The organism is Salinarchaeum sp. IM2453, from assembly GCF_019693215.1.
GTDB lineage: Archaea > Halobacteriota > Halobacteria > Halobacteriales > Salinarchaeaceae > IM2453.
In genome coordinates, this window is sequence record NZ_CP081183.1 from 1,957,218 (window position 1) to 1,980,022 (window position 22,805).

Below are 22,805 nucleotides of genomic sequence, written 5' to 3' on the forward strand. Positions count from 1 at the left end.
ATAGTACAACAATGACACTCCGCGTGACAAACACGCTGTCGGGAGAACGGGAACCATTTGAACCAGACGGTGATGAAGTCTTACTCTATCTATGCGGACTAACAACTTCGGACCCAGCACATCTCGGTCACGCGCGAACGTGGGTTCATACTGATGTTATGCATCGGTGGCTAGAGCACCTAGGCTATGACGTCCAACACGTCGAAAATTTCACAGATGTTAATGAGAAAATCGTTGCCCGAGTCGGTGCAGATGGAGAATCAGAGTACGATGTTGGTCGACATTATATTAGTGAGTTTCTTCGAGACATGCGGTCGCTTAATCTTAAGCGAGCAACTGTCTACCCAAAGGTGACTGAGCACATCGACGATATCATCTCGATGGTTGAAACACTCATTGATAAGGGATATGCCTATGAGTCCAACGGATCTGTCTACTTTGATGTAGCAGAGTTTGATGAGTATGGAAAATTATCTAACCAGCAACTGGAGGAGATGGAGTCACAAGCGGATCCAGACGAACGAGCCGAAAAGAAGCGGGCTGCTGACTTTGCATTATGGAAAGCAGGCGATGTCGATACCACGACAGTTGAGGAAAACCGGCGTGATGACGCGGCACCAGTTACAGATGCTTGTGAGACTGCCATGACATGGGATTCACCATGGGGGGAAGGTCGGCCAGGATGGCATATTGAGTGCTCTGTCATGTCTACGAAGCATCTTGATACAACCTTCGATATTCATGTTGCTGGTGAAGACCTTGTTTTCCCACACAACGAAAATGAAATTGCACAGGCAGAGGCAGCACACGGTGAGCAGTTTGCTCGATACTGGCTCCACGTTGGCCTGCTTGAGACAGAGGGTGAAAAAATGTCTTCGAGTCTCCGGAACTACTTCACTGTCGAAAATGCAATCGAAGAGTTTGGCCCGAATCCGATTCGGACTTTCCTGCTTTCCACGACATATTCTGAAAAGCAAACATATTCAGAGGCAACGCTGAATGAATGTCTCGAACGCTGGGATCGTCTCGATCGAAGTTACAGACGAGCCGTCGAGACAGCTGATAGCCCTGAAGCAGCAACGACAGTGGTTGATGACGAACTTCGAGACGCAGTAGAATCCTGTGAAGCAACGTTTACCGAGGCTATGAATGATGATTTTAACACTCGAAAAGCAATCTCGGCACTTGACTCACTTGCTGGCGTAATTAATTCACATATTGACTCATCTGAAGAGTATGATTATCAAGGGCTCCGCCAATCCATCGAGTTATTCGAAATGCTTGGTGGTGATGTATTAGGTTTGTCGTTTGGGTCTGAACCAGAAAGTGACATCGAGATTGCAGAAGATCTTATTGAACTCATCCTTGGGATCCGCGAAGCGGAGCGTGAGGCCGGAAATTACACCCGTGCAGATGAGCTTCGCGATGAACTCGAAGAGCTCGGTATCTCTGTTCAAGATACAGACAATGGTCCTGTGTACGAAATCGAACAGTAGTTACTTCTCACGTTTTACCACAAACTCTGTAAATTCGAGTAATTGATCCTTTGGCTCGGGCTGCAGGTCTAACCCATGAATATGTTCTCGCGCTTCTGCGGCTAAATCCAGTGCGATGTCCTTTGCATACGCGATACTGTCTGTTTCTTGGAGGATGTCGATCGCTTCAATGATTTCTTCGTTAGTATTCTCTTCTGCAGCCAAAATCCTCTGTAGTCGCCGTGCTCTCTCTTTAGGAGCTGTCTCGACGGCGTGAATGGCCATTAGAGTAGTCTTCCCTTCGCGGATGTCATTTCCAAATTCCTTCCCGAAGTCACCAGCCTGTCCGAGTGAATTTTCAACATCAAGGATATCATCACCAATTTGGAATGCTACAGACACTTTTTCAGCGTATCTTGCGGCCTCGTGTTCGACCTCTTTTGATTGTTCTGTAACAATCGCAGCAAGTCGTGCAACGATCCGACCAAGGCAACCTGTCTTACAGGCACACATTTCTAGATACTCTGGCTCTCCAACTTCGATTTCTTCGTCGTTATGCCAACAGATATCCATCCCTTGTCCAATGTGCGTTCGATTCAGTTCATACATTAACATCTCGTATGCTCGCAAGCGAAGCTCAGGATCAAGGTTCCCTGGGTTCTTCGTTATAATCTTCAGCGGGATAAAGTACATAGCATTACCAGCATTCAGTGCAATGTCTACACCAAACTGCTTGTGAACTGCTGGTTCGCCACGCCGCATTGCTGCTTCGTCTTCCACATCATCAACAATTATTGTTCCGTTGTGTAGTATTTCAGGAATTATCGCGTATGGAAGATACTCATTGGGATCCTCCCCAAATGCCTCAACAAACACCAAAAATAGCACCGATCGCCACCGTTTTCCACCCCTATCTAACAGGTTCCATATTGGGTCTGACAGTGCTTTTTGAACGCTCCGTGCATCGTACTGATATGTTGGTGTTCCAAAAAATTCATCGAGATACTCTTCGCTGACCTCCCGAGGAATGACCTCTTCTATCGCTTGATCAATGTCCGGCCGCCAATCCGCCAGTGTATCCCGCATATGCTATCTCAGTCGGGCATCTCCAAAAAACTTCCAGAAGCAATCTACATATTTTATCCCAAATCTCTGATCGCTTCGAAAAGTGAGGGCCAATATTTACTGTTTTCTTCCAATCATAGGACCACCCTTGAAGGAAAGACCAAGACGGACCCAATATCCGTTGGAATACTTTCACTTTTATGCGAGATTTTATTCCGGATAAAGACTAATCCACTCATATGAGCCAATCCACGCTTGATAGCGACGAGGAGCTATTTGGAGAAGCAGCAAACGAAATACGGACAGATGTAGAAGAGTCGCTTGCTGATGCCCGAGATGCTCTCCCTGAAGGTAAAGAAATTCTGAATCTCGAAGCGAACAACGTAATCGGTGTTCTTAATCGACTTAAATCAGAACTTGACACCAGTGGCGCGAAAGACAGTCTTCGAGATGCGAAAAAATGGTATACTATCGGCGAACGTGCGGAGGCGTTTGACGATGCCAATGATCTGGCAAGTGAGATTGAGGAAGTTGAGTCGCTGATTACAACTGTTGATGACGCTCATGAACATGCAGCAGAACTCGCCTCGACTGTCCCTGAGATTGGAGATCAGTTGAGCAGTGAAGAATAACTAACTAGCTATTTTATACGGCAAGAGATTCCGATAATTCCCAGAGGGCAGTCTCGTGAATGATTCGCATTTCTGTAGGTTTATAGTGTTCCAATCCAATGATCAACCATGTACAATCACGACGTCCTTGTTATTGGTGGCGGTGGAGCTGGTCTCCGTGCCGCAATCGCCGCGCACAATGAAGGGGCTGATGTTGCAATCATCTCAAAGCTTCATCCTGTCCGTAGTCATACTGGAGCGGCTGAAGGTGGTATCAATGCAGCGTTAAACTCAGACGACAGTTGGGAAGATCATGCATACGACACTGTGAAGGGGTCTGACTACATTGGCGATGCACCTGCTATCGACACGTTTGCTCAGGATGTCCGAAAAGAAGTGATCCAGCTTGAGCACTGGGGAATGGCATTCTCGCGTGAGGACGATGGAACTGTTGCACAACGACCATTTGGTGGTATGTCGTTCCCTCGAACAACGTTTGCTGGTGCAGAGACTGGTCACCATCTTCTTCATACGCTCTATCAACAGGTAGCGAAACTCGGAATTGACATCTATGATGAGTGGTTTGTCACACAGCTTGCAGTTACGAATCATGAAGATCCAACCGAACGAGTCTGTCATGGCTGTGTTGCCTACGATCTCACCACCGGCGAAATTGCCGGATTCAAGGCAGATAATGGTGTGATTCTCGCTACTGGCGGAAATGGGCAGGCATTTGACCACACCACAAATGCCACTGCTAACACCGGTGACGGAATTGCGATGGCATACCGCGCCGGGGTGCCGGTCGAGGATATGGAATTTGTGCAGTTCCACCCAACAACCCTTCCGTCAACTGGTGTGCTGATTACAGAAGGTGTCCGCGGCGAAGGTGGAATCCTGTACAACAGCGACGGTGAACGGTTTATGTTCGAGCACGGATACGCCAAGAATGATGGTGAGCTTGCGTCTCGAGACGTTGTCTCAAGGGCCGAATTGACTGAAATCAGCGAAGGACGTGGGTTTGAAGATGATCATGTTTACCTTGACATGCGCCATCTTGGTGAAGAACGGATTCTGGATCGACTCGAAAATATCGTTCACCTCGCTGAAGACTTCGAAGGTGTTGATCCAGTCGAAGAACCAATGCCAGTCAAACCTGGACAGCATTACACTATGGGTGGTGTTGAAGTCGATGAAAATGGCCAAACATGTATCAATGGACTGTACGCAGCCGGTGAAACGGCCTGTGTCTCACTCCATGGTGCTAACCGACTTGGCGGAAACGCACTACCTGAACTGATGGTCTTCGGTGCCCGAGCAGGAAAGCATGCTGCTGGTGGCGACCTTGAACCGGCTGAGATCGATACCGGAAAACCAGCTGATCCAGAAACTGAAGACAAAGAACTTCCAGTCTCTCCCGGTGCCATTGATACCTCAGCTGGCGAAGTCGTAGCAGATGGTTCTGGCTTGATAGTCGATCCAGATACTGTCGTTGATACCGCCGTTGACCGTGAAGAAAGCCGCATTGATCAGCTTCTTACTCGTGAAGACGGTGAATTCCATGCTGACATTCGGTCTGATGTTCAGGAGACAATGACTGAATACGTCAATGTGTTTCGAGAAGAAGAGGGCCTTAACCAGGCGCTTGAAAGTATCCGCGCTGCACGCGAACGCTATCAAGACGTATATGTAGGGGATACTTCTCGAACGTTCAATTACGATCTTATCCACACTATCGAGACACGCAACATCATTGATGTTGCCGAGACAATCGCTATGGGGGCGCTTGTTCGAACCGAATCACGTGGTGCACACTGGCGGAAGAATCATCAAGAACGGAATGACGCAGAATGGCTCAAGCACACCATGATTTCATGGAATGAAGGATCACCAGAAATCTGGTACCGATCAGCAAACCTGGAAGGAGCAAATAAAACCTACGAGCCGAAAGAGCGATCATACTAAGCGCCTTTTGCTTTCTTCGCTCCTACCGTATAAAATCTGAAAACGCAACTGTTTTACTGAAACCACATGTATATATCGTTGCACGCTCCGATGGTGTAGGCCGGCCAATCATATTGCCCTCTCGAGGCAATGACCGGGGTTCAAATCCCCGTCGGAGCATGAGATTTACAGGCATATCACTTGCAAGCCCTGGGTCAACCATTATTCCGTATATATACGTCGCTTGGTATGCCTATTCTATTTTTTACCTTCATCATTCCAAGTATCGTTATGCGGAAGTCAAAAATCCACCGAGAAACAGTTAATGTACTTTTTTGTTTACTTTTTGACCATAAAAAGACAGAAATTGGTATGATCTTTTCTATTCTATCCGATTCTTCTGTGTGTAGCGTGTCTAATTCCTTGCCATCAACCCTACCAAATGGTTAACTTATTACTCAAGCGAGTTACCTATATCTGGAATTATTCGATTAAACACATCCGTCTGATCGTTGTAGTCAAGAATCCATTCCCACAAAACAAGGCCTGTCACGGTCATCAGACTCGCCAAAAAGAAGAATAATCCTTCTTCAATCGGCAATCCAAGAAGTGGTACCGATAATTCAGATGTGTATTGATCCGAGATTACCCATGTTCCCATCCCGATTGCAATTCGATCAACTATGATTAGATATAGTGACGGAACAAGCGTTGCTTCAACCCATGGTCGATATTTTCGGAGTAGATAGCCACCGCCAGCTATCCATTGTATAATTATAATTGGTCCTACCCAGGCAATCAATCCACCAAGGTACAGGAACGAATCATCAAGTGTAATTAAATAAAGTCCACCAATGACCATACCTACTCCAATAACTACGCCAACAGCCGCAGATCGAAGCGATAGATCTCCACTTTGATATGTATAGTCAAATCCTCTCCAGTGGAGATAAAATCCCACAATTAGCACTTGGATGGTAAAAAACATATACTCGCCCAGTGGGATGTAGAGACCTCGCCAAGCAACTGCTGATTCCCCGTACCACCAGACTCCGGTCTGGATCATATAACTCACCCACGGCGTAGTATAAGTGAATGCAATAACATTCAATATGACTAGCCCAAGTGCTGCTCGCCGTCGTCGAACTGAATTATAGGAAGGAGCAAGATACCATAGAATGGCAAGCACCGGCAGGGTGAAAACTAAATGAAATTGGAGATATGTGAGCATAATCCCATCAAGCGCCTCAATGGCATTATCGATAAGCGTACCAATAAACAATGGCTCGACTGGCGATAATGCAAACTGGTGTATCATTGTCTTAAACTTCCGCCTTATTAGCGAAGCAAGTCATTTTACTCTTGTTCTTCTGGACGTTTGTCCTATCGATTTGTTCCATCTAGCAGGTTAAAATCAAAATAACGGTAAGTAATTTTCGATATAATATCTTTTCGTTCGGGATTCACGTTAAATAACACTAAATGTGATACACGAGGAATAGCTGTTAAAAGGTCTTTGAACTGAAGATATCTTGATATTGTATTATGTGAGAGCCTATTAGCACCTCAGGGAAGATACTGAATAGCTGGAGCTAATTACGGGTAGGCGGTGGTGCAGAAGTCTTCACAAGGAAAGCGGTAGGACGAAATTGATGTGTCCAGCAGCAAGTCCGTCCTACCGAGTAACGATACGGTCGAACAGGTTTTCAAAGCACTGGAGACGGAGACGACAGCGCTGTTCGAACACCTTGATCTCTCCTTTCTCAAGGACCTTCCCGTGTTCGCCCCTGATTCGAGGGGGCGAACACGGGTCCACGAGCCCCCAGAGTTGCTGAAAGGTGTCCTTCACTGCTTCTACAACGACATCTACGGGCTCCGACCAATGGCGCGAGAACTCCGGAATGAAGATGTGTGGCGGCAATGTGGATTCGAGCGCCCACCGTCCCGGTGGACGCTCTCACGGTTTATCACTGATTTCGCTCTCGTCGCAGAAGACATCTTCATCAAATTGGTGCATGAGCTTGCCGAGCAGGTCCCGTTCGGCAAGCTCTTCCGCATCGATGGTACCGACATTCCCGTCGATCAGCGTGATGATGACGCTAGCTGGAACTATGACCACAGCGAAGACGAGTACTACTACGGTTACGGCTGTTGTGTCGTGACCGCGGCAAACAACATTCCGGTCGCAGCAGCGTTCACTCCAGCAAAGAAAGTCGATCAGGAGACGGCGATGCGCGTCACGCGTGACGCGCTCGCCGTCGAAATCCCTCGATGGATGGTCGGTGATTCAGAGTTCGATATGCTGGAGTGGCACGACTACCTGCTGGCGCAGGCGGTCGTACCGGTTGCACCGTACAATCCACGCAATACGGACGACCCGCTAGAGATTGAGTATCGCGTCGAAGACCAGATCAAACGGCACAGCGACACAGTTCGTCTCTGGCAGAAACAGCTCGATAAGACGTATGATCAACGCTCACGGGTGGAAACAGCGATTGGTGTCTGCAAGGATCTCGGCCTCGGGACCTCGCGGGTCCGAGGCCGAGTGAGGGTCAAAGCACACGTTTTTCTGGTTCTGTGTCTTCGGTTGGCCGTTGCGCTCGCTAATCACCATCGAGGAAACGATGTCGCCAGCCCCAACATCATGCTATGAGAACCATTCTGCACCACCGCCTACGGGTAGTATGGTTGGTCGTGAGAAAGAGGTCGTGAAGCACCTCAGTAGGGGAGATTTAGATCGACTTCAAGCTGAGACTGACAATCTCAAAACCTACAAGCGGCTTACCTTTCTCAAGCATCTCTACGACGGTGAAACGTTAGCTGAGGCAGCTGACAAGGTCGGTATCTCGAATGGAGCGGCTAGTAACTGGGTACGTCGCTGGAATCAGGCAGCCCCTGCCGCAAGAAGCCGCCAACGGCGGCTGGTAGTCAGGGGTAGTTCACCTACAACTTGTGCCCAAGCGTATAATCCCACTCAGCTAAGATACACCAGAAACTAACCTCACATTATCGCCTTTGGTTTCTTAACTAGCAACGTCACGATACTTGTCCATACAGCGGCAAGGAACAGTAGTGACAAATTAAATGTTGATATCGCTCCAATCATGGTAATATACGGGGCAGCTATGATAACGATCATTGATCCCAGCCCGACGCTGACCGCAACTTGGATTAGTTGTTCGTTCTCTGCTCGGAATGTCACAGCACCGATGAATAGTACTAATGGAACTACAGTAAGCCACAGAACTATCTGTGGAACTGCACGGTCAATAGCAGGTCCAGTCGCATGATACCGGTCGCCAGTCAACAGCAGGTATCGGTTGTCATCCTGTTCGATAATGTCGTATGCTTCATCTATTGATAGCCCTTCGCCATATGTAAAATCGTCTGGAAGCTCGTCTTTGTAATAGCCATCACAGATAATGGTATAATTCTGGCAAATATCCGGGGTGAATGATCCATCTACTTTTGCCCTATTGAATACTTCTTGTGCAGCCGGTGAAAGTTCTTCATATTGGTGTACCTCAATAGTATCGTTATGTTCGTGTACAATATCCTCGTAATGTTCGTCAGTTTCCGGACTAACGGAATGGTGATAATCAGCACCACCGGAAAAAATATATGGATACGCGAGGGACCCAAGATAGAATAGACAGCCAATTAGAAGCACCGCCGTAATGATTCCGAGAATTCGGAACGGATCAGAGAAGCGGTACATCTACCAAAAATACTGTAGTAGTCGCCGAATAAAAAACCGTTGCCACAATTCAAACATGAGCCGTCAACTTGGAAGTCTTCTTGTTCGGACAATAACACCGACAGTGTTGGTAAATGATAAGAAGTGATCGGTTACCGGCCTTGACTTAGTTGTGGAAATGACTAATCACGATTCTTCAAGATTCGAAACCGTTGCAGTCTCTGTTTCCATCACATCACTAAATACATACGCATCACAGTCTGCTCGAAGATCAGGGAGTGCTTGTGGGTTGTTTTTGATTACAACGTAGTCCTGACCTTGTCTCTCACAAAGTTCAGCAAGCTGCGAACAACGTTGATATTCCGTGGTGGTAGAGCATCGAGACAAAGACCAGCTACTTCACCGTCTGGAGAAGGCCGTTGAAGCTGGTGACATGTACGAGTTGGAGACTGTCGATCACAGTGTTTTCGTCGGATATAGAGGTGATTGCCCAGTCAAGACTGCGGAAACGGGATCACCGGGGTCGGCAACCACTCGAAGCACGGCTTCAGCGAACTCCGAGCCAAGCCGGTTCCAAAGTAGGAGGAAAATCAGGGAGGTGACACAAATCGTAATAGAGGTAAAATATTGACATTACGGCCTGACCGCGTCTCGGCTGACTTCAACTCTCATTCCGGTGTCCACGAAATTGGGCTCACAGACAGTCCTAATAAAGGTAATCGGACTCTCGAAAACTGATAAACATGTTTTACTGACACCTAACTAATGTGAGCCAGAAAATTAGAATCCGACACCATGAATAAACGGCGACCGACTAGCCATCCTTAACGAAACCACCGTCATCTTCACCTTTCCAATCGAATTTAACGAACTCAAGATCATCCCTGTCATCGGGATCACGAGGGTCTGTAGTCGACCGTTCGTCATCATCCTGTCCGGCCTTAAGTGTAAACAGTCTTATCAGCTATGAGCCAGCCATCTTCAACAACATCATCATCCTGATCAAGCGTGGTCACAGTCCCTGAGTCAAATCCATTTCCAAAAATAAGGCCAGTTTCCTCGCGATCGAGACCGCCAATGTTGATTACAATTTCTTCAAGTTCTGTATTCCCATCAAATGATACAGTAACTGGGTCAAGGTCTCCTGATGCGTCATCACCGTTTTTAGCGTCCACTGCTTCTACTTCGGAAATTTCTGGACTCTCTTCCGCAATGAATGCTATGAAGCTAATTGTCTCTCCGGCCTCAATGATCCTCGGTTGTTCTTTTTCTGGCACCGTATCGTCTTCGCATGCATCATTGGCATCGGCGACGAGTTCCACTTCATCAAGTAACACGTCACCATCTTCAGGCTTGTCAAGTGCAAACTCATTGTCAAGGTCTTCTCTGGTATTTACTTGCAATCCGATACATTCACATGCTCCGAGTGGAAGGTAGATACCGTCTTCGATATCAGAGAACAGTTGTGCTTCGTCTGGGATTGGCTGTTCACCTGATTGTTCGCCGGTGTAGAAGGTAACTCGATCCGGGTCTGCTCCGGTTTTCTCAGCAATGTAAACACAGATGTCTTGTTTGCCCTGGTTACAAACCTGAAAAATATCGTCAAACCATGAAATAGAGTTTGAATTGACTCCTTCACCATCAACGTCCGTTGGATTCTCTTCGCTCATCTGAATAGCCAGATGCCCATCCTCGTCAATCTCCGCATAACTCTGATTCGGCGAGTCAGGACAACTGTCCAACCCTAGATACGCATCCGGGTCTTCGGCCACCTCAATAGTTACTTGCCGCTGCGATTCAACACGGGTGAACGCCCCGGAGCCAAGCAATGCACTGCCGCCAATAGATACCGACCCAAGTCCGAGAAGAAGGCGCCTCCGTTGCACGGTGGAACACATTCAATTAATTGGGTAGAAGATACTTTAGTATCTTCAGCATATACCAGAGATAACCAATGCATGTGCGTAATCTGGTTATATTAACGAGCGATTATTTTAGAGCTGAATTTAAATTTTGCAGGCTACGTCCCTGTCCTCAAGGAGAAGCGCAGTGAACCGTAATGAACGAGTAGCGCAGTAGTTCGGGGATACAGCCGTCGCTTAGCCTACGTGAAATCATCCAATTTAGGTGCGGTCGAACAACAAACTGTGACGGATTCTACTCATGAGGATGGCTTCGAACGGGATCATAACCGTAGTCAGACTCGATTTGTTCGTCACCAGCAAGTAGGGCAGGGCATGGCCGAATTAACGCCTGCAGAGACCGCGCTCCCTGTGGACACTGTGGTAGTTCACTCTACAGATGCACCCTCTGAACTTGGCCCAGGAGTGAGACTCATCCGACGTCGTCGTGTAATAAGCCTGAGGACAAGTGCCCCAAGGCCCAGAAGAGTAATAATAAAGTTAACCAGCCCTCCGATCACTGGTATTTGCCAGAGAATAGCCGCGAGCAGAAGCCCAGCGAGGAGTGCTGCCCATCGGTTATTCACATCAGCTAAGGATAGAAGCCAATCTCCGATAGCGAATCGACCGTAGATTGTTCCAATCCAGATGGTTAACAGAAATACGAACAACCCGGCAATCGAGATTGGAATACCGATAACGGTTAGTGCAACTATGATGAGAATAATCGGGGCTCCAATCAATATGCCGAGTCCAGTCAGACCACTTCTGATAGGATCGGTTTCAACACGGTCAGACACACGATCCGAGAACTTCGGGAATAATCCGAGTAATAACGCTCCGAGAAAAAAGTTCAATATAAAACCACCAATGGCAAACACCCATGTGCTAACCGGTTGGAAATCGCCGAAGAACATGGGAGCAATTGACCGGTCTCTTGTGATATCACCTTGGACAGCATCAAGATTTCCGCTGAGTTCTCCATCGTATGTCAGCGAACCATTAATGATTGCTGTATCACCAAGTTGAATTGTTGCAGCGCCAATCCGAGCATCACCCTGTATGGCTCCATCAATTTGTACACTGCCTGCCCCAACGTTAAAGTCTCCTTCAACAACTCCTGTTTCAGTAACTCGGACCGAACCAGCACCAGATGATACATCACCACGGACAGTCCCTGCTATATCAATGCTCCCGGCAAAAGCTTCGATATTCCCTTCGACTACACCGTTTTCTCGGACAACAATATCACCAGCGAATCCGGAGATATCCCCTGTTACTGTTCCTTCGACAATAATCGTCCCGAACACGCCCTCGACACTTGAGACGTTTTCTCCACTCTCCACCGTTACCTTGTCGCCAAAACCTGACTGTGCTGATACAACTCCTGGAAATAACCCCACTACGAGCAGTGTACTGATAACAAAAACAAATATATGACGTTGTGATGCTGACATGTGTAACAAGTTAACATATAAAGATATAAATTTTCGGAACCCCCGCAACAATACTCGCAAATACTACTGAAAATCAGAACAGCAAACAGGGAACATCAGTCTCCTCATTCTGCAACTACAATAGCCCGTAGATCGTTAACATTCGTTCCTGTTTGTCCGGTTTTAATAGTTGCATTAACTGATTCAAGAACTTTGTAGGCATCATTGCAATTTAATGCGGATCTCAGTTTTCTGTGGCTTAATTTCTCCTTAACTGATTTATCCACGATGCCTCCTGCAACATTCACGGATCCATCAATCCCATCCGTATCAACACTGGACACAATAATACGCGAATCATCTATTTCAAGGGCAGCGCTAACCGCAAATTCTTGACTTGGTCCTCCATCACCACTGCCTTGCACAGTGACTGTTGTCTCACCGCCGGAGAGAAGAACTGCAGGTGGTTCGACTGGATGGCCAGATGAGATGATTTCCTCAGCGACGCCGACGTGTACTTTTGCTACCTCACGTGCCTCTCCCCGGATTGACGAAGAAAGAATCAGTGTTTCATATCCCTTGTCTGTAGCATAATTCTCAGCAGCCTGAATTGCAGTACGGTTATCAGCGAGAATATGCGTATCTACTCTATCGAAGCATTGCATATCAGATGTTGGCGTCTCCTCGCACTTTCCCTGTCTTCCTTGGTCAAGATGCATGTAAACAGACTCAGGCGGAGTGATTTCATACCAATCAAGAACCGTTAGAGCGTCGTTAAAGGTAGTCTCATCAGAGGCCAAGGGACCACTGGCAATTGTACTTAGATCATTCCCCACAACATCACTGAACACAAGGCCAACTGCTCTTGCTGGAGCAGCTGCACGTGCTAGCTGACCGCCCTTGATTGCTGAAAGGTGCTTTCGAACCGTATTTATTTCACCAATTGTCGCACCACTCGTAAGCAGGTTGCTTGTTACTTCTTGCAGCTCTGACAGCGAAATATTGTTTACAGGTGCAGGGAGGAGTGCACTACCTCCACCAGTAATGATAGTAATGATAAGATCGTCTTTGTCTGCCGCTCTTGCTAAATCAAGCACCTGCTTTGTTCCTTCTACCGCTGACTGATTGGGTACTGGATGCGATCCCTGTACGCAACTGATTGCAGATAACTCAACTGGGTTGTCAGTGACAATAATTCCATCAGTTATGTGTCTCTGGATTAGTTCTTCAAGAGACTTTGCCACACGACCTGCTGCATTTCCACCTCCAATGACAAGGACACGACTGAACTGATCCAGATCATACTCTGTCTCATTTATCGACAAGACAGCATTATTGACTTCCACCTGAGAGTTTATAACATTCTCCGGCTGTGCTGCCTCAATGCCGGTCAGTATACAATCAAGTGCGATTCTGTGTTCTTTGGTTTGTATGAGTTGCTCACGGTTTTGCACCTCTACATCGGATTGATCGTGGCTCACACCTATCAACATACATACGTGATATCAAAAGCGTTTATTTAGCAACGAAACGGATGATCTCACGAGAGAATACGTATGTGTGATACTTTAGTCTCTTTTTGAATGAAACATAGGGCCCGGAAACTACGTTAGTCAATTTTACAAAATAATAAGAGGAGAAAGCAGTGGCCAATGCGTCTCCCGTTGAGACGGAATTACAGGACTTGACCTTGAGGTTGCGGAGAGATGGCTGCTCAACCGGGCATACTTTGACCGAAAGAGATTAACAATAGTATACAATTAATGGACGCCGACAGAGCACCACTTGATGATATTCGTGTGAGCCAAACAGCTCAAAATAAGTCTAGCCGTTATCTAACACCAGAGCAACTTAGAACTGTGCTGCGAACAGCATCAGGCTATGTCTGTCGTAAAACGTCGCCAAATCACGACGGATTATATGATGACTCGAAATTTATCATGCGCGGCACCTTCTATGAGACACAACTAGATATTGTCTTTACCGTTGAAAATGACTATGTCACAGTGGTTACACAGATGTCCCAGCATGCAGATAGTCTCCGCGGACGTTTTTATGACCATATTGGTGAAACCGCTGGTGACGCCATTGAGATAGTATCTAATTGACATCCTCACCCGCCTGAAAGTGGGTGAATCCCAAGCGTTGGGATATTAAGGTTTACAGACTCCCTGTTCTCTCGGGGTGAACCGTCCGCTCTCGCGGTCGAACAGGAAGACTCCGGGCCTGCCGGTGCCGGTTGAATGTGTCACTGAGCGACGGCGCGTATCCACGGCCTGAAGGCCGTGGTATTGCGCTTGTTCAGCATATAACCTACCCGGCAAGACATAACAGATAATCTCTAGTATATATACATAGACGAATTAGCTCTACCCACTAACCTATTACTCATCTGTCCTTTTGTAGGGGGGCTTCGAAACAAAACCTCCTGATTTTAGCCATGGGAAACTTCAATGGGTGCCTCGATGAGGATAACAGTAAATACCGCAGGGACGAATACAAAAAATATGAGCGAAGAGACTGGGCAAAATCAGCTTGTTAGCTATTACCACCAGTATGTCGGAGATCCTGACCGAACCATCGATATCTATGCTGGGTTCGGACTCTTTTTTCTCGGATTAGGATTGGGTCTCGCAGGCGTTTTGATATTCCTCTATAGCGCAACTCTGAGTGAAGCAGTCTACTCCCTTCGTGAGATTGCTATTGTCACTGGCGCGATTGGTACTCCAGCACTGCTTGTTGGGATAGTTGTTCTTTTACCGGTTGATAAACGGATGCTCGCTATTGCTGGTATTGGGAGTGGTATCTGTGGGATCGGAATTATCAGGTTTGTCGACGCCTATCCATACAATTTTAATGTCGCTGGGCCAGACGCCACTGCAGAGGTCGTTGGTATCTATAGTGTTGGACTGGTGCTAGTTATTGCTGCAACAGCTGCTGCATTGATTGCACATCGTGTGGAACAGGCAGCTGAGAGAACTCCGACCACGGGCACAGAGCAGACTAATCCGAGCACTGACGGCAATGAATCTGTCACCGATGCCGATGTTCAAGCAGATATCAAGCGCGAACTAGATCAGGCTGAGCTTTCATTGGGAGGTGTCGAGAAACGTGAAACCCGACGTCTAAATCTTGATACAACCGAGCTTAACGATGTGGATCGTGACAGTCTCCCCGATCCAAATACCAAAACACGGACATCTGACAACCGTGTTGATGACGCAGTCTCCCAACTTGACGGGCTCAAAGGAAAAGAAAAGAAGACAAAAAGTGGAGAAAGTACCGATGATCAAGTCGCAGCACTTAGCGAACTCAAAGAACAACAGGCAGACTCGAAGTCTGATACGACACTTTCTGAGCGATTTAAAAATCTATTTTCATCGAAATGAGAAACAAGGTACATTACAGCGGTATCGAGGCGAAATCACATCCGTTTACGGGTGTGGATGAAGCCGACAACTGTGATGCCAACAAACCCGGTAACGCTGAATCCCATGCCAGGATTGGAGACGGCGACTTGGCCCTGCCAGTAGTCTGGTCATGTCGATCAGACTGCGAACTTGAACCTCCCAACCAAGCCCTGCGGTGCCGTGGGAATCCCACCCTGTTCACAGGTGGGAGGAGGTCAACCACATACCATTCGTGATGGGAACGTTATGCTGGCTTGATAGCCCAGGCTGAGAGTTGATGGTTTGAGCTCGTATATACACCATTGCAGCTCTGAGTAATTACGAAAGTTCACGAAGAATGCCTCGCACCTAAAGTCTGGAGACTATCACGACGAGGCTGTGGTATTAGCCTGCGACCCACCTGATCGAGTCCGGTTTCGGCTTGAGAGTCCAGCAAGCAATATTAGCCCAACCAGCCGTAGTGCAAAAGTTATCTCGAATGTGACGAGACCAGCCTCAATGCCGATAATACCAAAGACACCTTCACCGAGTAACAGTAGAACTTCCGGTATCATAAGCAACGCTGAGGAAAGGATGTATCCTACACGTTCATTCTGGCTAACCTGTGAGTATTGGTATCCAATAATCGCAACACCCATCGCGTACACCCCGATAAACATCCCAAGCACCGGAACGACAACTTCTGGTAGGAAATAACTGACCTCCAATACATCAGACCATCCGATCAGCCCCCATTCTCCATCAACCTCTCGAACAAGAAGAATTCCTGGTGAAAATACGAATGCAAATGGAACTAAAATTTTGTTCAATGATAGCATAAAGGCAATCACTGCTGTTTTGAGCTTTTTTGCGTTTGCAACGCCTGCTCCAGCGAATGCAGCAACCGCAACCGGAGGTGTCACATCAGCCATCAGGCCAAAATAGAGAATGAAGAGATGGGCAGCGACAATCCAGATTCCAATATCTCCGATTGGGCCACCAAGCATCGCAACGAGAATCACATACATAGCTGTTGTCGGCATGCCCATTCCAAAGATTACAGATGCAACACCTGTCAACCCAAGCAACGCGAGAATTGATCCTCCACTAACAGTATTAATCAGCGAAGCAAGGTTTGGTCCTAATCCAGTGACACTGATTACCCCTGGAACGACGCCGGCGGCAGCCACAGCTATCACGACCGTTGTTGCTGTTCGTGCACCATCATCCATAGACCTGAGCACAAAGGTCCCAAATTGAAACGCCGGGTTCTTGCCCCACGATGGACGACCAAGCTGATTGGCTACCTGCTCTGAGGTATTTTTAACCCCATCATCAAGTTCCAGTAATGGAGCGTCTGGTCGACGTTGTAATATCATAAATAACACACTCACGATAATTGCAATCCAACCTAAGTCGCCAGCAGCAGCCACGAAAGCGTCAATTATTCCATGCGAATTTGTCTCAATTGTTGCACCAAACTGATTACGGATAAGGTTAAGTAGGCCAGTACCAGCCGTTGCATAGCTCCACGTCTGAAGAAGATATCCTCCTATAATCGAACCGAATAGTAATGATCCATACCGTTCGTTATAGACTGCAAGGATACTGACAATTGCAACAGTGAGAACAATTGTTAACCATCCTGCATTGTTAATTGAGTAGTTGGCAATGACAAGAAAATACAACAGCGCGAATAAGGGGACGAGATAGAACCAGCCAGATTTGAGCTTCTCAAGCCCATTAGGAAGTTCTGTCCGTGGTAAGCCTCCGATATCACTCCGGACAGCCTCAAAGTGCACCATCACCCACATGCCGAAGAAGAACGCAATTGCCGGCAATGTTGCTGCAATAATAACATCAGAATACGGGGTTCCGGTGAATTCAACAATCAGAAATGCTGCAGCACCCATAACCGGCGGCAGCATCTGCCCCCCCGAAGAAGCGGATGACTCAACAGCTCCCGAGAACTCTGGGGAATATCCTGACCGTTTCATCAGTGGAATCGTAAACGCTCCAGTCGTTACGGTATTCGCCACTGATGAGCCACTGAGCATTCCCATAAACCCGCTGGAGACAGTACTTGCTTTGGCTGGTCCACCTCTGAGTGTCCCAGTCAATGCATATGCAAGATCAATAAACCACTTTCCAGCACCGCTCAGTTTAAGGAATGACCCGAACAGGATAAATATGTAAATGAAACGAACACTAACACTCACCGGCGTGCTGTGAATCCCCGCTTCAACAGTATACCATAAATTGAACACAATGCTATCCCAGGACCCCGGCAAGATGGCAAGGGAACCAATAAAGGGGGTATCTCGCGGGATAAGATACCCAAACCGAGCATAGATTATAAAGAGGCTCACTAGTCCCATCAGCAGCCATCCCAGTGTTCGTCGAGTAGCTTCAAGCACAAGCACGATACCAAGACATCCAAGCAAAAACGCATACGAAACCTCATCAAGCGGTATTCCAAAAGCTGCAATCACTGACACAAGTGGCTCCATAACTGGATAGACCTCGTGAAGAGGACGACCCGAATCGAGTCCCCGTACCGCAAGCTCTCGGATTTCATCGAACTCTGTAACTATGTACGTCGCTGGTAGGACGGAAAGAATGATAAGAACAATATCTGCAGGTGCGACTCGATTCTGATTCGGATCAACAACTGCCCATCGGACAAATTGTTTGCCCCGTTTCAGATTCAACCGAGTCCATACCCGCGATAATCGGCTGGCGACTGGGCCTGTTCCACGGGTTCCAGGAAACAGCAGAAATGCCAAGATAAGCGCAAAGGCTACATGGATCGCGTGAACTTGTAGCGGTTGTAGAGCTCGATCAATTTCGAATAGGTATGGAACTGAGATACGGAATGAGTAGCCATACGCTGCAATCCACATCTGAAACGCAGAGAAAATAATACCAACAATTGCAACAACGAGAACAGCTACTCCTTGGAGATCTCGACTTCGATCGACACCATCTAAGTCGTCACCGTCTGGTTCTTTAGAGGAAAGCTCATTTACACTCATAGATACTCAATCACTGCCACTACCAACACAGTGGACTCTAGGTGTTTATATTTGCTTTTGATTGCCTGAAAAAATGCCATGACCAATACCACAACAGCCTGTCGAAGTAACAGCCACAACCTCAATCAGGGATTGTTCTTCAATATCAATTGCCACCGGCCCATCGGATCTGTTGAGAAGATAGTACTGTTGTCCATTCACAGTAAGTGTGTGATTTGGGACAGGGTGTAAGGCGACTGTAAGCGAGTCGTATGTGTCCTCTGAATGGACAACGAACCCTTCATCAGTTGTCGTCATATTTGTGGTTGTGGGTAGGCCAGCGCCATACGATCGAAACACAATTTTATTCTCAGCAAGTTTTGTCCCCGAGATCTCGTATTCTTCCGTAATTGGTGTCCGCTCGACACTATGTGTATACTCTAACTGCACCAAGTCCCCATCAGTAACTTCCTCTTCAATTATCTCCTCGCCTGTTTCTGTATCAGTTACTACCAGTGTCGTTTGTACAGGCACAAATGCTGCTAAACCGATGAGAACGACAAATGTAACTGCCAACCCAATTACGACACGGTTCATACGCTTAGATGAATGAAGTGAGGTTGATAGCGTTAGTTGTCTTCGAAGAACGATTCTGCTCCAGGATGTTGCGGCACATTCGGAAGCCCGTCTTCAGCAGTCTCTATCGAAATGTCATCTGCTCTCTCTCCGATTTCATCAAGGTTATTGAAAATTGCCTCAAGCACTTCCTCAACAACTTCCTCATCTTGATCTTCATGTGTTGCGATCATTGCTTGGACCGACACTGTCTCAACGTCTTCATCGACTCCATCATAAGTGCCGCTAGGGATTGTATCAGATGCAAAATACTCGATCTCTTCTTGTAGATCGTCTCGGAAATCGCCACTGATTTCAATAATATCGATGTCAATGTCGTTTGCAAGTTCCTCAACAGCACCCACTTGGTAACCTCCGACGACAAAAGCTGCGTCAGTATTACCATCCCGGAGTTCATCAGCTGCCCCTGCGAAGTCAGCATTCCCTTCGTCAAAGTCATCTTCTCCAATCCCTGCCTGCTCAAGGATCTGTAGTGCGTTTGCTTGTGTCCCTGATCCAAGATCCCCTGTGTTTACCTCAGCACCCTCTAGATCATGGACAGTTTTAATATCTGAATCTGCTGTAGTAATAAGATGGATTGTCTCTGGGTACAGAGTAGCAACACTTCGGAGATTGTCGATTGGCTCGTCGAAATCATCGATTCCTTCTCCTTCATACGCAAACTCAAGAATGTCGTTTTGAATCAATGCAAAGTCTGCATCCTCATCCCCGAGGCTACCAGCATTGGCCGTACTAGCGCCCGTTGATTGAACTTCAAGCGCATATTCCGTTTCTGAATCAATGATAGTCTTAAAATCACCTGACAGCGGATAATATGTGCCAGACGTGCCCCCAGCGTGCCAGCTAAGAATGTCCTCATCGCCACCAAGGAGGTCACTACAACCTGCGATCCCCGTGGCTGTAACGGCAGCTCCCGCGGCCAGTACTGATCGACGATCTGCTGTAGATGTAGATTGTTCGGTCATATCGACACCTAATTTCATATAGTAATCTATATAAATTTATAGAATTAGGGTTAACGCTCATCATGATGCTCATAAACAAGGAAATTATTGAACTATTGTCAGTTTATACCGATTTAGTGATACTAATCGATGAAATATTGTCGTCTAATGGGCGGGCTTCGACAGGTTGAGATAAGCCATTTATTGATGTTATATTTATCCAACTCTAGAGTCTGCAGCAACTTCTTATATCTCCCAGAACAGTTTCCTATGGTGGCGACTAGATATATACGATGGCTGTTCTCTTCGACATGGACGGTGTAATTCTCAAAGGAAAATCCACCCCGCGAGACACGTACTATCAGGCATCCAATCATGTACTTGATAAAATTGACCAGTCGGTTAGCGAAACTGACCGTAACCGTCTGGAAGTGTATTCATATGAAAAGTTCAAAAAAGCATGCCAATCAGCAGATGCTCCTCTTAACCCGCAGAAACTCTGGCAGGAGCGCGAACAGATGGTCTCAGAACTTGAGCACGAGCACATTATGTCTGGAAGTCGGAAACTGTATGAGGACACCTCAGTCCTTTCCTCAATACACGAAAACATACCAATCGCTATTGTTAGCAACAACCGACAGGCGACGGTTGAATTCGTTGTCGACTATTATGATTTGCCAGTGGACATCGCCAAAGGTAGGACTCCGTCACCAGACGGGTTCCGACGAAAAAAACCGGATCCGCACTATCTTACCAAAGCCTGCAATCAACTAGAGGTTTCGGCAGGATTATACGTTGGTGATCGGCAGAAGGATATGATTGCCGCTGATCGGGCTGGCATATCAGGAGTGTTTATTCGACGAGAGCACAATGAATCCAAACCTCTTCCAGAAAAAGCAGAATATGAAATTCATTCCCTACGAGAGCTACCGGACACAATAACAAAAGAAAGTGAAATCAGCTAATGGTTTTCCTTGTATATATTGACTAGTTCCTGCATTGTCGCCTTTGCATCGCCAAACAGCATATTTGTGTTATCATTTGTGAAGAGCGGGTTTGGTATTCCTGAGAAACCAGGACTTAAGCTCCGTTTGTTAACAATCACAGATCCTGCATTCGACACCTCAAGAATTGGCATCCCAGCAATTGGACTTGAATCGTCTTCATTTGCAAGTGGATTCACAACATCATTTGCCCCAGTAACAATCACGACATCTGTCTGTGAGAATGTCGGATTTACCTCTTCTAGTTCTCGCATCTTGTCGTATGGGACATCAGCCTCTGCTAAGAGCGCGTTCATGTGCCCGGGCATTCGGCCAGCAACAGGGTGAATCCCAAACTCGACATCGACGCCGTTTTTCTCAAGTAGTTCAGCAAGCTCAGCGACAGCGTGCTGTGCTTGGGCAACAGCCATTCCGTACCCTGGGACGATAACAACCTGCTGGGCTGCGTCAAGAAGAATTTCAACCTCTTCAACAGATGTTTCAGTTATTTGCCCTTCGTATTCTTCTTCCATCTCAGAGGTAGTTGCCTCCTCGCCGAACCCGCCAAAGAGAACGTTTCGTAGTGATCGGTTCATCGACTCACACATAATTACAGTCAGTATAAATCCGGCTGCTCCAACAAGTGTTCCAGCAATAATCAATGCAGTGTTATTAATGACAAACCCAGTGGCTGCCGCTGCAAGCCCTGAATATGAGTTTAATAATGCAATGACAACCGGCATATCAGCCCCACCAATAGGGATGACAAGTAATATACCAAGCACTGAAGCCGCCAAAACAAGCAGCCAGTACGATGGCACCATATCTGTTTGCAGTGTATCGGCGAGAATATCTGGTTGAATTACAAGGTACGCACCAGCAACCAGAGCAGCAATCAAGAACAATGCCTTAACAATCTGTTCGCCAGTGTATCGCACCGCTTGCGTGCTGATGACACCATGGAGTTTTCCGGCAGCAACGAGACTTCCGAAAAACGTTACTGCACCTACAAGCCCAGAAAAGACTGCTGCAGTTCCTACGTCAGTAGGGATCGAACCACCCTCAAGCATTAATTCCCCTCCTGCAACTAACACTGAAGCCCCCCCACCAAATCCATTGAACAATCCAACAAGCTGCGGCATCTCCGTTCGCTCGACCCGAACTGCCAGTAGCACCCCAAAAAGCCCCCCGACGATGAGTCCGGCAATCACCAATTCCCAAGTAAGAATCTCAAATGCGACTAACGTAATCACGACTGCGATGATCATTCCGATTGAAGAAATGATGTTTCCACGCATTGCAGTCCGGGGATGTGTCATATCCCGCAAACCTTGAATAAACAAGATTGCAGCGACTAGGTAAGCGAGTGAGATCCCCCACTCGGGGACAGAAATAAGCTCTGACATTAATTCTCACCTCCCTTACGGAAATCTTCGAGCATGAAATGTGTCACTAAATAACCACCAACAACGTTGGTTGTTGCCATTACAACTGCGATAAATCCGATAACTGCAGCTATCGTCCCAGATTGGCTACCAGCGACGACAACGGCTCCAATGAGAATAACACCTGTAATAGCATTAGCTCCCGACATCAACGGTGTATGCAAATTTGTCGGTATACGTGTAATAATCTCATACCCAACAAAAGCAGCAAGCACGAACAGTGTAACGTTAGTTATTAGAAGTTCAATGGAACTCATCTATTTTC

At 47.1% G+C, this 22,805-nt stretch carries 20 protein-coding genes and 1 tRNA gene; 9 read left to right on the forward strand and 12 right to left on the reverse strand.

The features are described from left to right. Positions 1 to 11 precede the first annotated feature (11 nt). Positions 12 to 1,496, forward strand: coding sequence for a cysteine--tRNA ligase (gene cysS, locus K0C01_RS09410; protein ID WP_221169454.1), 1,485 nt, complete (start codon positions 12 to 14; stop codon positions 1,494 to 1,496). On the opposite strand, the gene K0C01_RS09415 is transcribed toward cysS, so the two are convergent. Continuing rightward, on the reverse strand, positions 1,497 to 2,561 hold the full coding sequence (locus K0C01_RS09415; RefSeq protein ID WP_221169455.1) for a polyprenyl synthetase family protein: 1,065 nt from the start codon (positions 2,559 to 2,561) through the stop codon (positions 1,497 to 1,499). Positions 2,562 to 2,779: 218 nt separating this feature from the next. On the opposite strand from K0C01_RS09415, the gene K0C01_RS09420 reads away from it, so the two are divergent. From K0C01_RS09420 to K0C01_RS09430, 3 genes are all read left to right on the forward strand, one after another. Beyond that, complete coding sequence (locus K0C01_RS09420) at positions 2,780 to 3,172, forward strand: DUF5790 family protein (protein ID WP_221169456.1); 393 nt, start codon at positions 2,780 to 2,782, stop codon at positions 3,170 to 3,172. Positions 3,173 to 3,280: 108 nt separating this feature from the next. Beyond that, positions 3,281 to 5,116: an FAD-binding protein gene (locus K0C01_RS09425; RefSeq protein WP_221169457.1), complete on the forward strand. Its 1,836-nt coding sequence runs from the start codon at positions 3,281 to 3,283 to the stop codon at positions 5,114 to 5,116. Positions 5,117 to 5,200: 84 nt separating this feature from the next. Continuing rightward, a tRNA-Glu gene (locus tag K0C01_RS09430) sits at positions 5,201 to 5,275 on the forward strand. Positions 5,276 to 5,549: 274 nt separating this feature from the next. Here K0C01_RS09430 and K0C01_RS09435 read toward each other — a convergent pair. Next, positions 5,550 to 6,326, reverse strand: a complete 777-nt coding sequence (locus K0C01_RS09435) for a lycopene cyclase domain-containing protein (protein WP_397541157.1) — start codon at positions 6,324 to 6,326, stop codon at positions 5,550 to 5,552. Between the two features lie 423 nt (positions 6,327 to 6,749). On the opposite strand from K0C01_RS09435, the gene K0C01_RS09440 reads away from it, so the two are divergent. Then, positions 6,750 to 7,748: a transposase gene (locus tag K0C01_RS09440; protein ID WP_221169459.1), complete on the forward strand. Its 999-nt coding sequence runs from the start codon at positions 6,750 to 6,752 to the stop codon at positions 7,746 to 7,748. A gap of 31 nt (positions 7,749 to 7,779) precedes the next feature. Next, positions 7,780 to 8,094, forward strand: coding sequence for a helix-turn-helix domain-containing protein (locus K0C01_RS09445; RefSeq protein ID WP_255568443.1), 315 nt, complete (start codon positions 7,780 to 7,782; stop codon positions 8,092 to 8,094). A 2-nt stretch (positions 8,095 to 8,096) separates the two neighbouring features. Here the strand turns inward: K0C01_RS09445 and K0C01_RS09450 are convergent, their stop codons facing one another. The 5 genes from K0C01_RS09450 to K0C01_RS09470 all read right to left on the reverse strand — a co-directional run bounded on the left by K0C01_RS09450 (position 8,097) and on the right by K0C01_RS09470 (position 13,610). Then, complete coding sequence (locus K0C01_RS09450) at positions 8,097 to 8,813, reverse strand: hypothetical protein (protein ID WP_221169461.1); 717 nt, start codon at positions 8,811 to 8,813, stop codon at positions 8,097 to 8,099. A 165-nt stretch (positions 8,814 to 8,978) separates the two neighbouring features. Further along, complete coding sequence (locus K0C01_RS09455; RefSeq protein ID WP_221169462.1) at positions 8,979 to 9,179, reverse strand: hypothetical protein; 201 nt, start codon at positions 9,177 to 9,179, stop codon at positions 8,979 to 8,981. Between the two features lie 554 nt (positions 9,180 to 9,733). Further along, the gene (locus tag K0C01_RS09460) at positions 9,734 to 10,678 is read right to left on the reverse strand and encodes a DUF1102 domain-containing protein (protein ID WP_221169463.1); all 945 of its coding nucleotides are present in this window, start codon (positions 10,676 to 10,678) and stop codon (positions 9,734 to 9,736) included. A 404-nt stretch (positions 10,679 to 11,082) separates the two neighbouring features. Further along, positions 11,083 to 12,150, reverse strand: coding sequence for a bactofilin family protein (locus K0C01_RS09465; RefSeq protein WP_221169464.1), 1,068 nt, complete (start codon positions 12,148 to 12,150; stop codon positions 11,083 to 11,085). 104 nt (positions 12,151 to 12,254) lie between these two features. Then, complete coding sequence (locus K0C01_RS09470) at positions 12,255 to 13,610, reverse strand: glycerate kinase type-2 family protein (protein WP_255568265.1); 1,356 nt, start codon at positions 13,608 to 13,610, stop codon at positions 12,255 to 12,257. A gap of 282 nt (positions 13,611 to 13,892) precedes the next feature. On the opposite strand from K0C01_RS09470, the gene K0C01_RS09475 reads away from it, so the two are divergent. Then, entirely contained in the window at positions 13,893 to 14,237 is a 345-nt protein-coding gene (locus K0C01_RS09475; protein WP_221169466.1) for a hypothetical protein, read from the forward strand. Between the two features lie 399 nt (positions 14,238 to 14,636). After that, positions 14,637 to 15,518, forward strand: a complete 882-nt coding sequence (locus K0C01_RS09480; protein ID WP_221169467.1) for a cell division protein CdpA domain-containing protein — start codon at positions 14,637 to 14,639, stop codon at positions 15,516 to 15,518. A 386-nt stretch (positions 15,519 to 15,904) separates the two neighbouring features. Here the strand turns inward: K0C01_RS09480 and K0C01_RS09485 are convergent, their stop codons facing one another. From K0C01_RS09485 to K0C01_RS09495, 3 genes are read right to left on the reverse strand one after another with little or no spacing between them, the layout of a single operon-like run. After that, entirely contained in the window at positions 15,905 to 18,553 is a 2,649-nt protein-coding gene (locus K0C01_RS09485) for a TRAP transporter permease (protein ID WP_221169468.1), read from the reverse strand. Positions 18,554 to 18,598: 45 nt separating this feature from the next. Then, positions 18,599 to 19,129 carry a DUF1850 domain-containing protein gene (locus K0C01_RS09490; RefSeq protein WP_221169469.1) on the reverse strand — a complete coding sequence of 177 codons (531 nt, stop codon included), beginning with the start codon at positions 19,127 to 19,129 and terminating at the stop codon, positions 18,599 to 18,601. Positions 19,130 to 19,161: 32 nt separating this feature from the next. Continuing rightward, the gene (locus tag K0C01_RS09495; RefSeq protein ID WP_255568266.1) at positions 19,162 to 20,151 is read right to left on the reverse strand and encodes a TAXI family TRAP transporter solute-binding subunit; all 990 of its coding nucleotides are present in this window, start codon (positions 20,149 to 20,151) and stop codon (positions 19,162 to 19,164) included. 254 nt (positions 20,152 to 20,405) lie between these two features. On the opposite strand from K0C01_RS09495, the gene K0C01_RS09500 reads away from it, so the two are divergent. After that, positions 20,406 to 21,077: an HAD family hydrolase gene (locus K0C01_RS09500; RefSeq protein WP_221169470.1), complete on the forward strand. Its 672-nt coding sequence runs from the start codon at positions 20,406 to 20,408 to the stop codon at positions 21,075 to 21,077. On the opposite strand, the gene K0C01_RS09505 is transcribed toward K0C01_RS09500, so the two are convergent. Both K0C01_RS09505 and K0C01_RS09510 read right to left on the reverse strand, forming a co-directional pair. Then, the gene (locus tag K0C01_RS09505; RefSeq protein WP_221169471.1) at positions 21,074 to 22,501 is read right to left on the reverse strand and encodes an NAD(P)(+) transhydrogenase (Re/Si-specific) subunit beta; all 1,428 of its coding nucleotides are present in this window, start codon (positions 22,499 to 22,501) and stop codon (positions 21,074 to 21,076) included. The genes K0C01_RS09500 and K0C01_RS09505 overlap by 4 nt on opposite strands. Then, complete coding sequence (locus tag K0C01_RS09510; protein WP_221169472.1) at positions 22,501 to 22,797, reverse strand: NAD(P) transhydrogenase subunit alpha part 2; 297 nt, start codon at positions 22,795 to 22,797, stop codon at positions 22,501 to 22,503. The genes K0C01_RS09505 and K0C01_RS09510 overlap by 1 nt, the downstream gene beginning before the upstream one ends. Positions 22,798 to 22,805: the final 8 nt, after the last annotated feature.

What these genes read in the sequence shown, in the direction of transcription:
- K0C01_RS09480 (WP_221169467.1), top strand. Translation starts at nt 14,637, where the DNA reads ATGAGCGAAGAGACTGGGCAAAATCAGCTTGTTAGCTATTACCACCAG.
- K0C01_RS09425 (WP_221169457.1), top strand. Translation starts at nt 3,281, where the DNA reads ATGTACAATCACGACGTCCTTGTTATTGGTGGCGGTGGAGCTGGTCTC.
- K0C01_RS09450 (WP_221169461.1), bottom strand. Translation starts at nt 8,813, where the DNA reads ATGTACCGCTTCTCTGATCCGTTCCGAATTCTCGGAATCATTACGGCG.
- K0C01_RS09465 (WP_221169464.1), bottom strand. Translation starts at nt 12,150, where the DNA reads ATGTCAGCATCACAACGTCATATATTTGTTTTTGTTATCAGTACACTG.
- K0C01_RS09435 (WP_397541157.1), bottom strand. Translation starts at nt 6,326, where the DNA reads ATGCTCACATATCTCCAATTTCATTTAGTTTTCACCCTGCCGGTGCTT.
- cysS (WP_221169454.1), top strand. Translation starts at nt 12, where the DNA reads ATGACACTCCGCGTGACAAACACGCTGTCGGGAGAACGGGAACCATTT.
- K0C01_RS09510 (WP_221169472.1), bottom strand. Translation starts at nt 22,797, where the DNA reads ATGAGTTCCATTGAACTTCTAATAACTAACGTTACACTGTTCGTGCTT.
- K0C01_RS09490 (WP_221169469.1), bottom strand. Translation starts at nt 19,129, where the DNA reads ATGAACCGTGTCGTAATTGGGTTGGCAGTTACATTTGTCGTTCTCATC.
- K0C01_RS09420 (WP_221169456.1), top strand. Translation starts at nt 2,780, where the DNA reads ATGAGCCAATCCACGCTTGATAGCGACGAGGAGCTATTTGGAGAAGCA.
- K0C01_RS09445 (WP_255568443.1), top strand. Translation starts at nt 7,780, where the DNA reads ATGGTTGGTCGTGAGAAAGAGGTCGTGAAGCACCTCAGTAGGGGAGAT.
- K0C01_RS09505 (WP_221169471.1), bottom strand. Translation starts at nt 22,501, where the DNA reads ATGTCAGAGCTTATTTCTGTCCCCGAGTGGGGGATCTCACTCGCTTAC.
- K0C01_RS09500 (WP_221169470.1), top strand. Translation starts at nt 20,406, where the DNA reads ATGGCTGTTCTCTTCGACATGGACGGTGTAATTCTCAAAGGAAAATCC.
- K0C01_RS09495 (WP_255568266.1), bottom strand. Translation starts at nt 20,151, where the DNA reads ATGAAATTAGGTGTCGATATGACCGAACAATCTACATCTACAGCAGAT.
- K0C01_RS09485 (WP_221169468.1), bottom strand. Translation starts at nt 18,553, where the DNA reads ATGAGTGTAAATGAGCTTTCCTCTAAAGAACCAGACGGTGACGACTTA.
- K0C01_RS09415 (WP_221169455.1), bottom strand. Translation starts at nt 2,561, where the DNA reads ATGCGGGATACACTGGCGGATTGGCGGCCGGACATTGATCAAGCGATA.
- K0C01_RS09475 (WP_221169466.1), top strand. Translation starts at nt 13,893, where the DNA reads ATGGACGCCGACAGAGCACCACTTGATGATATTCGTGTGAGCCAAACA.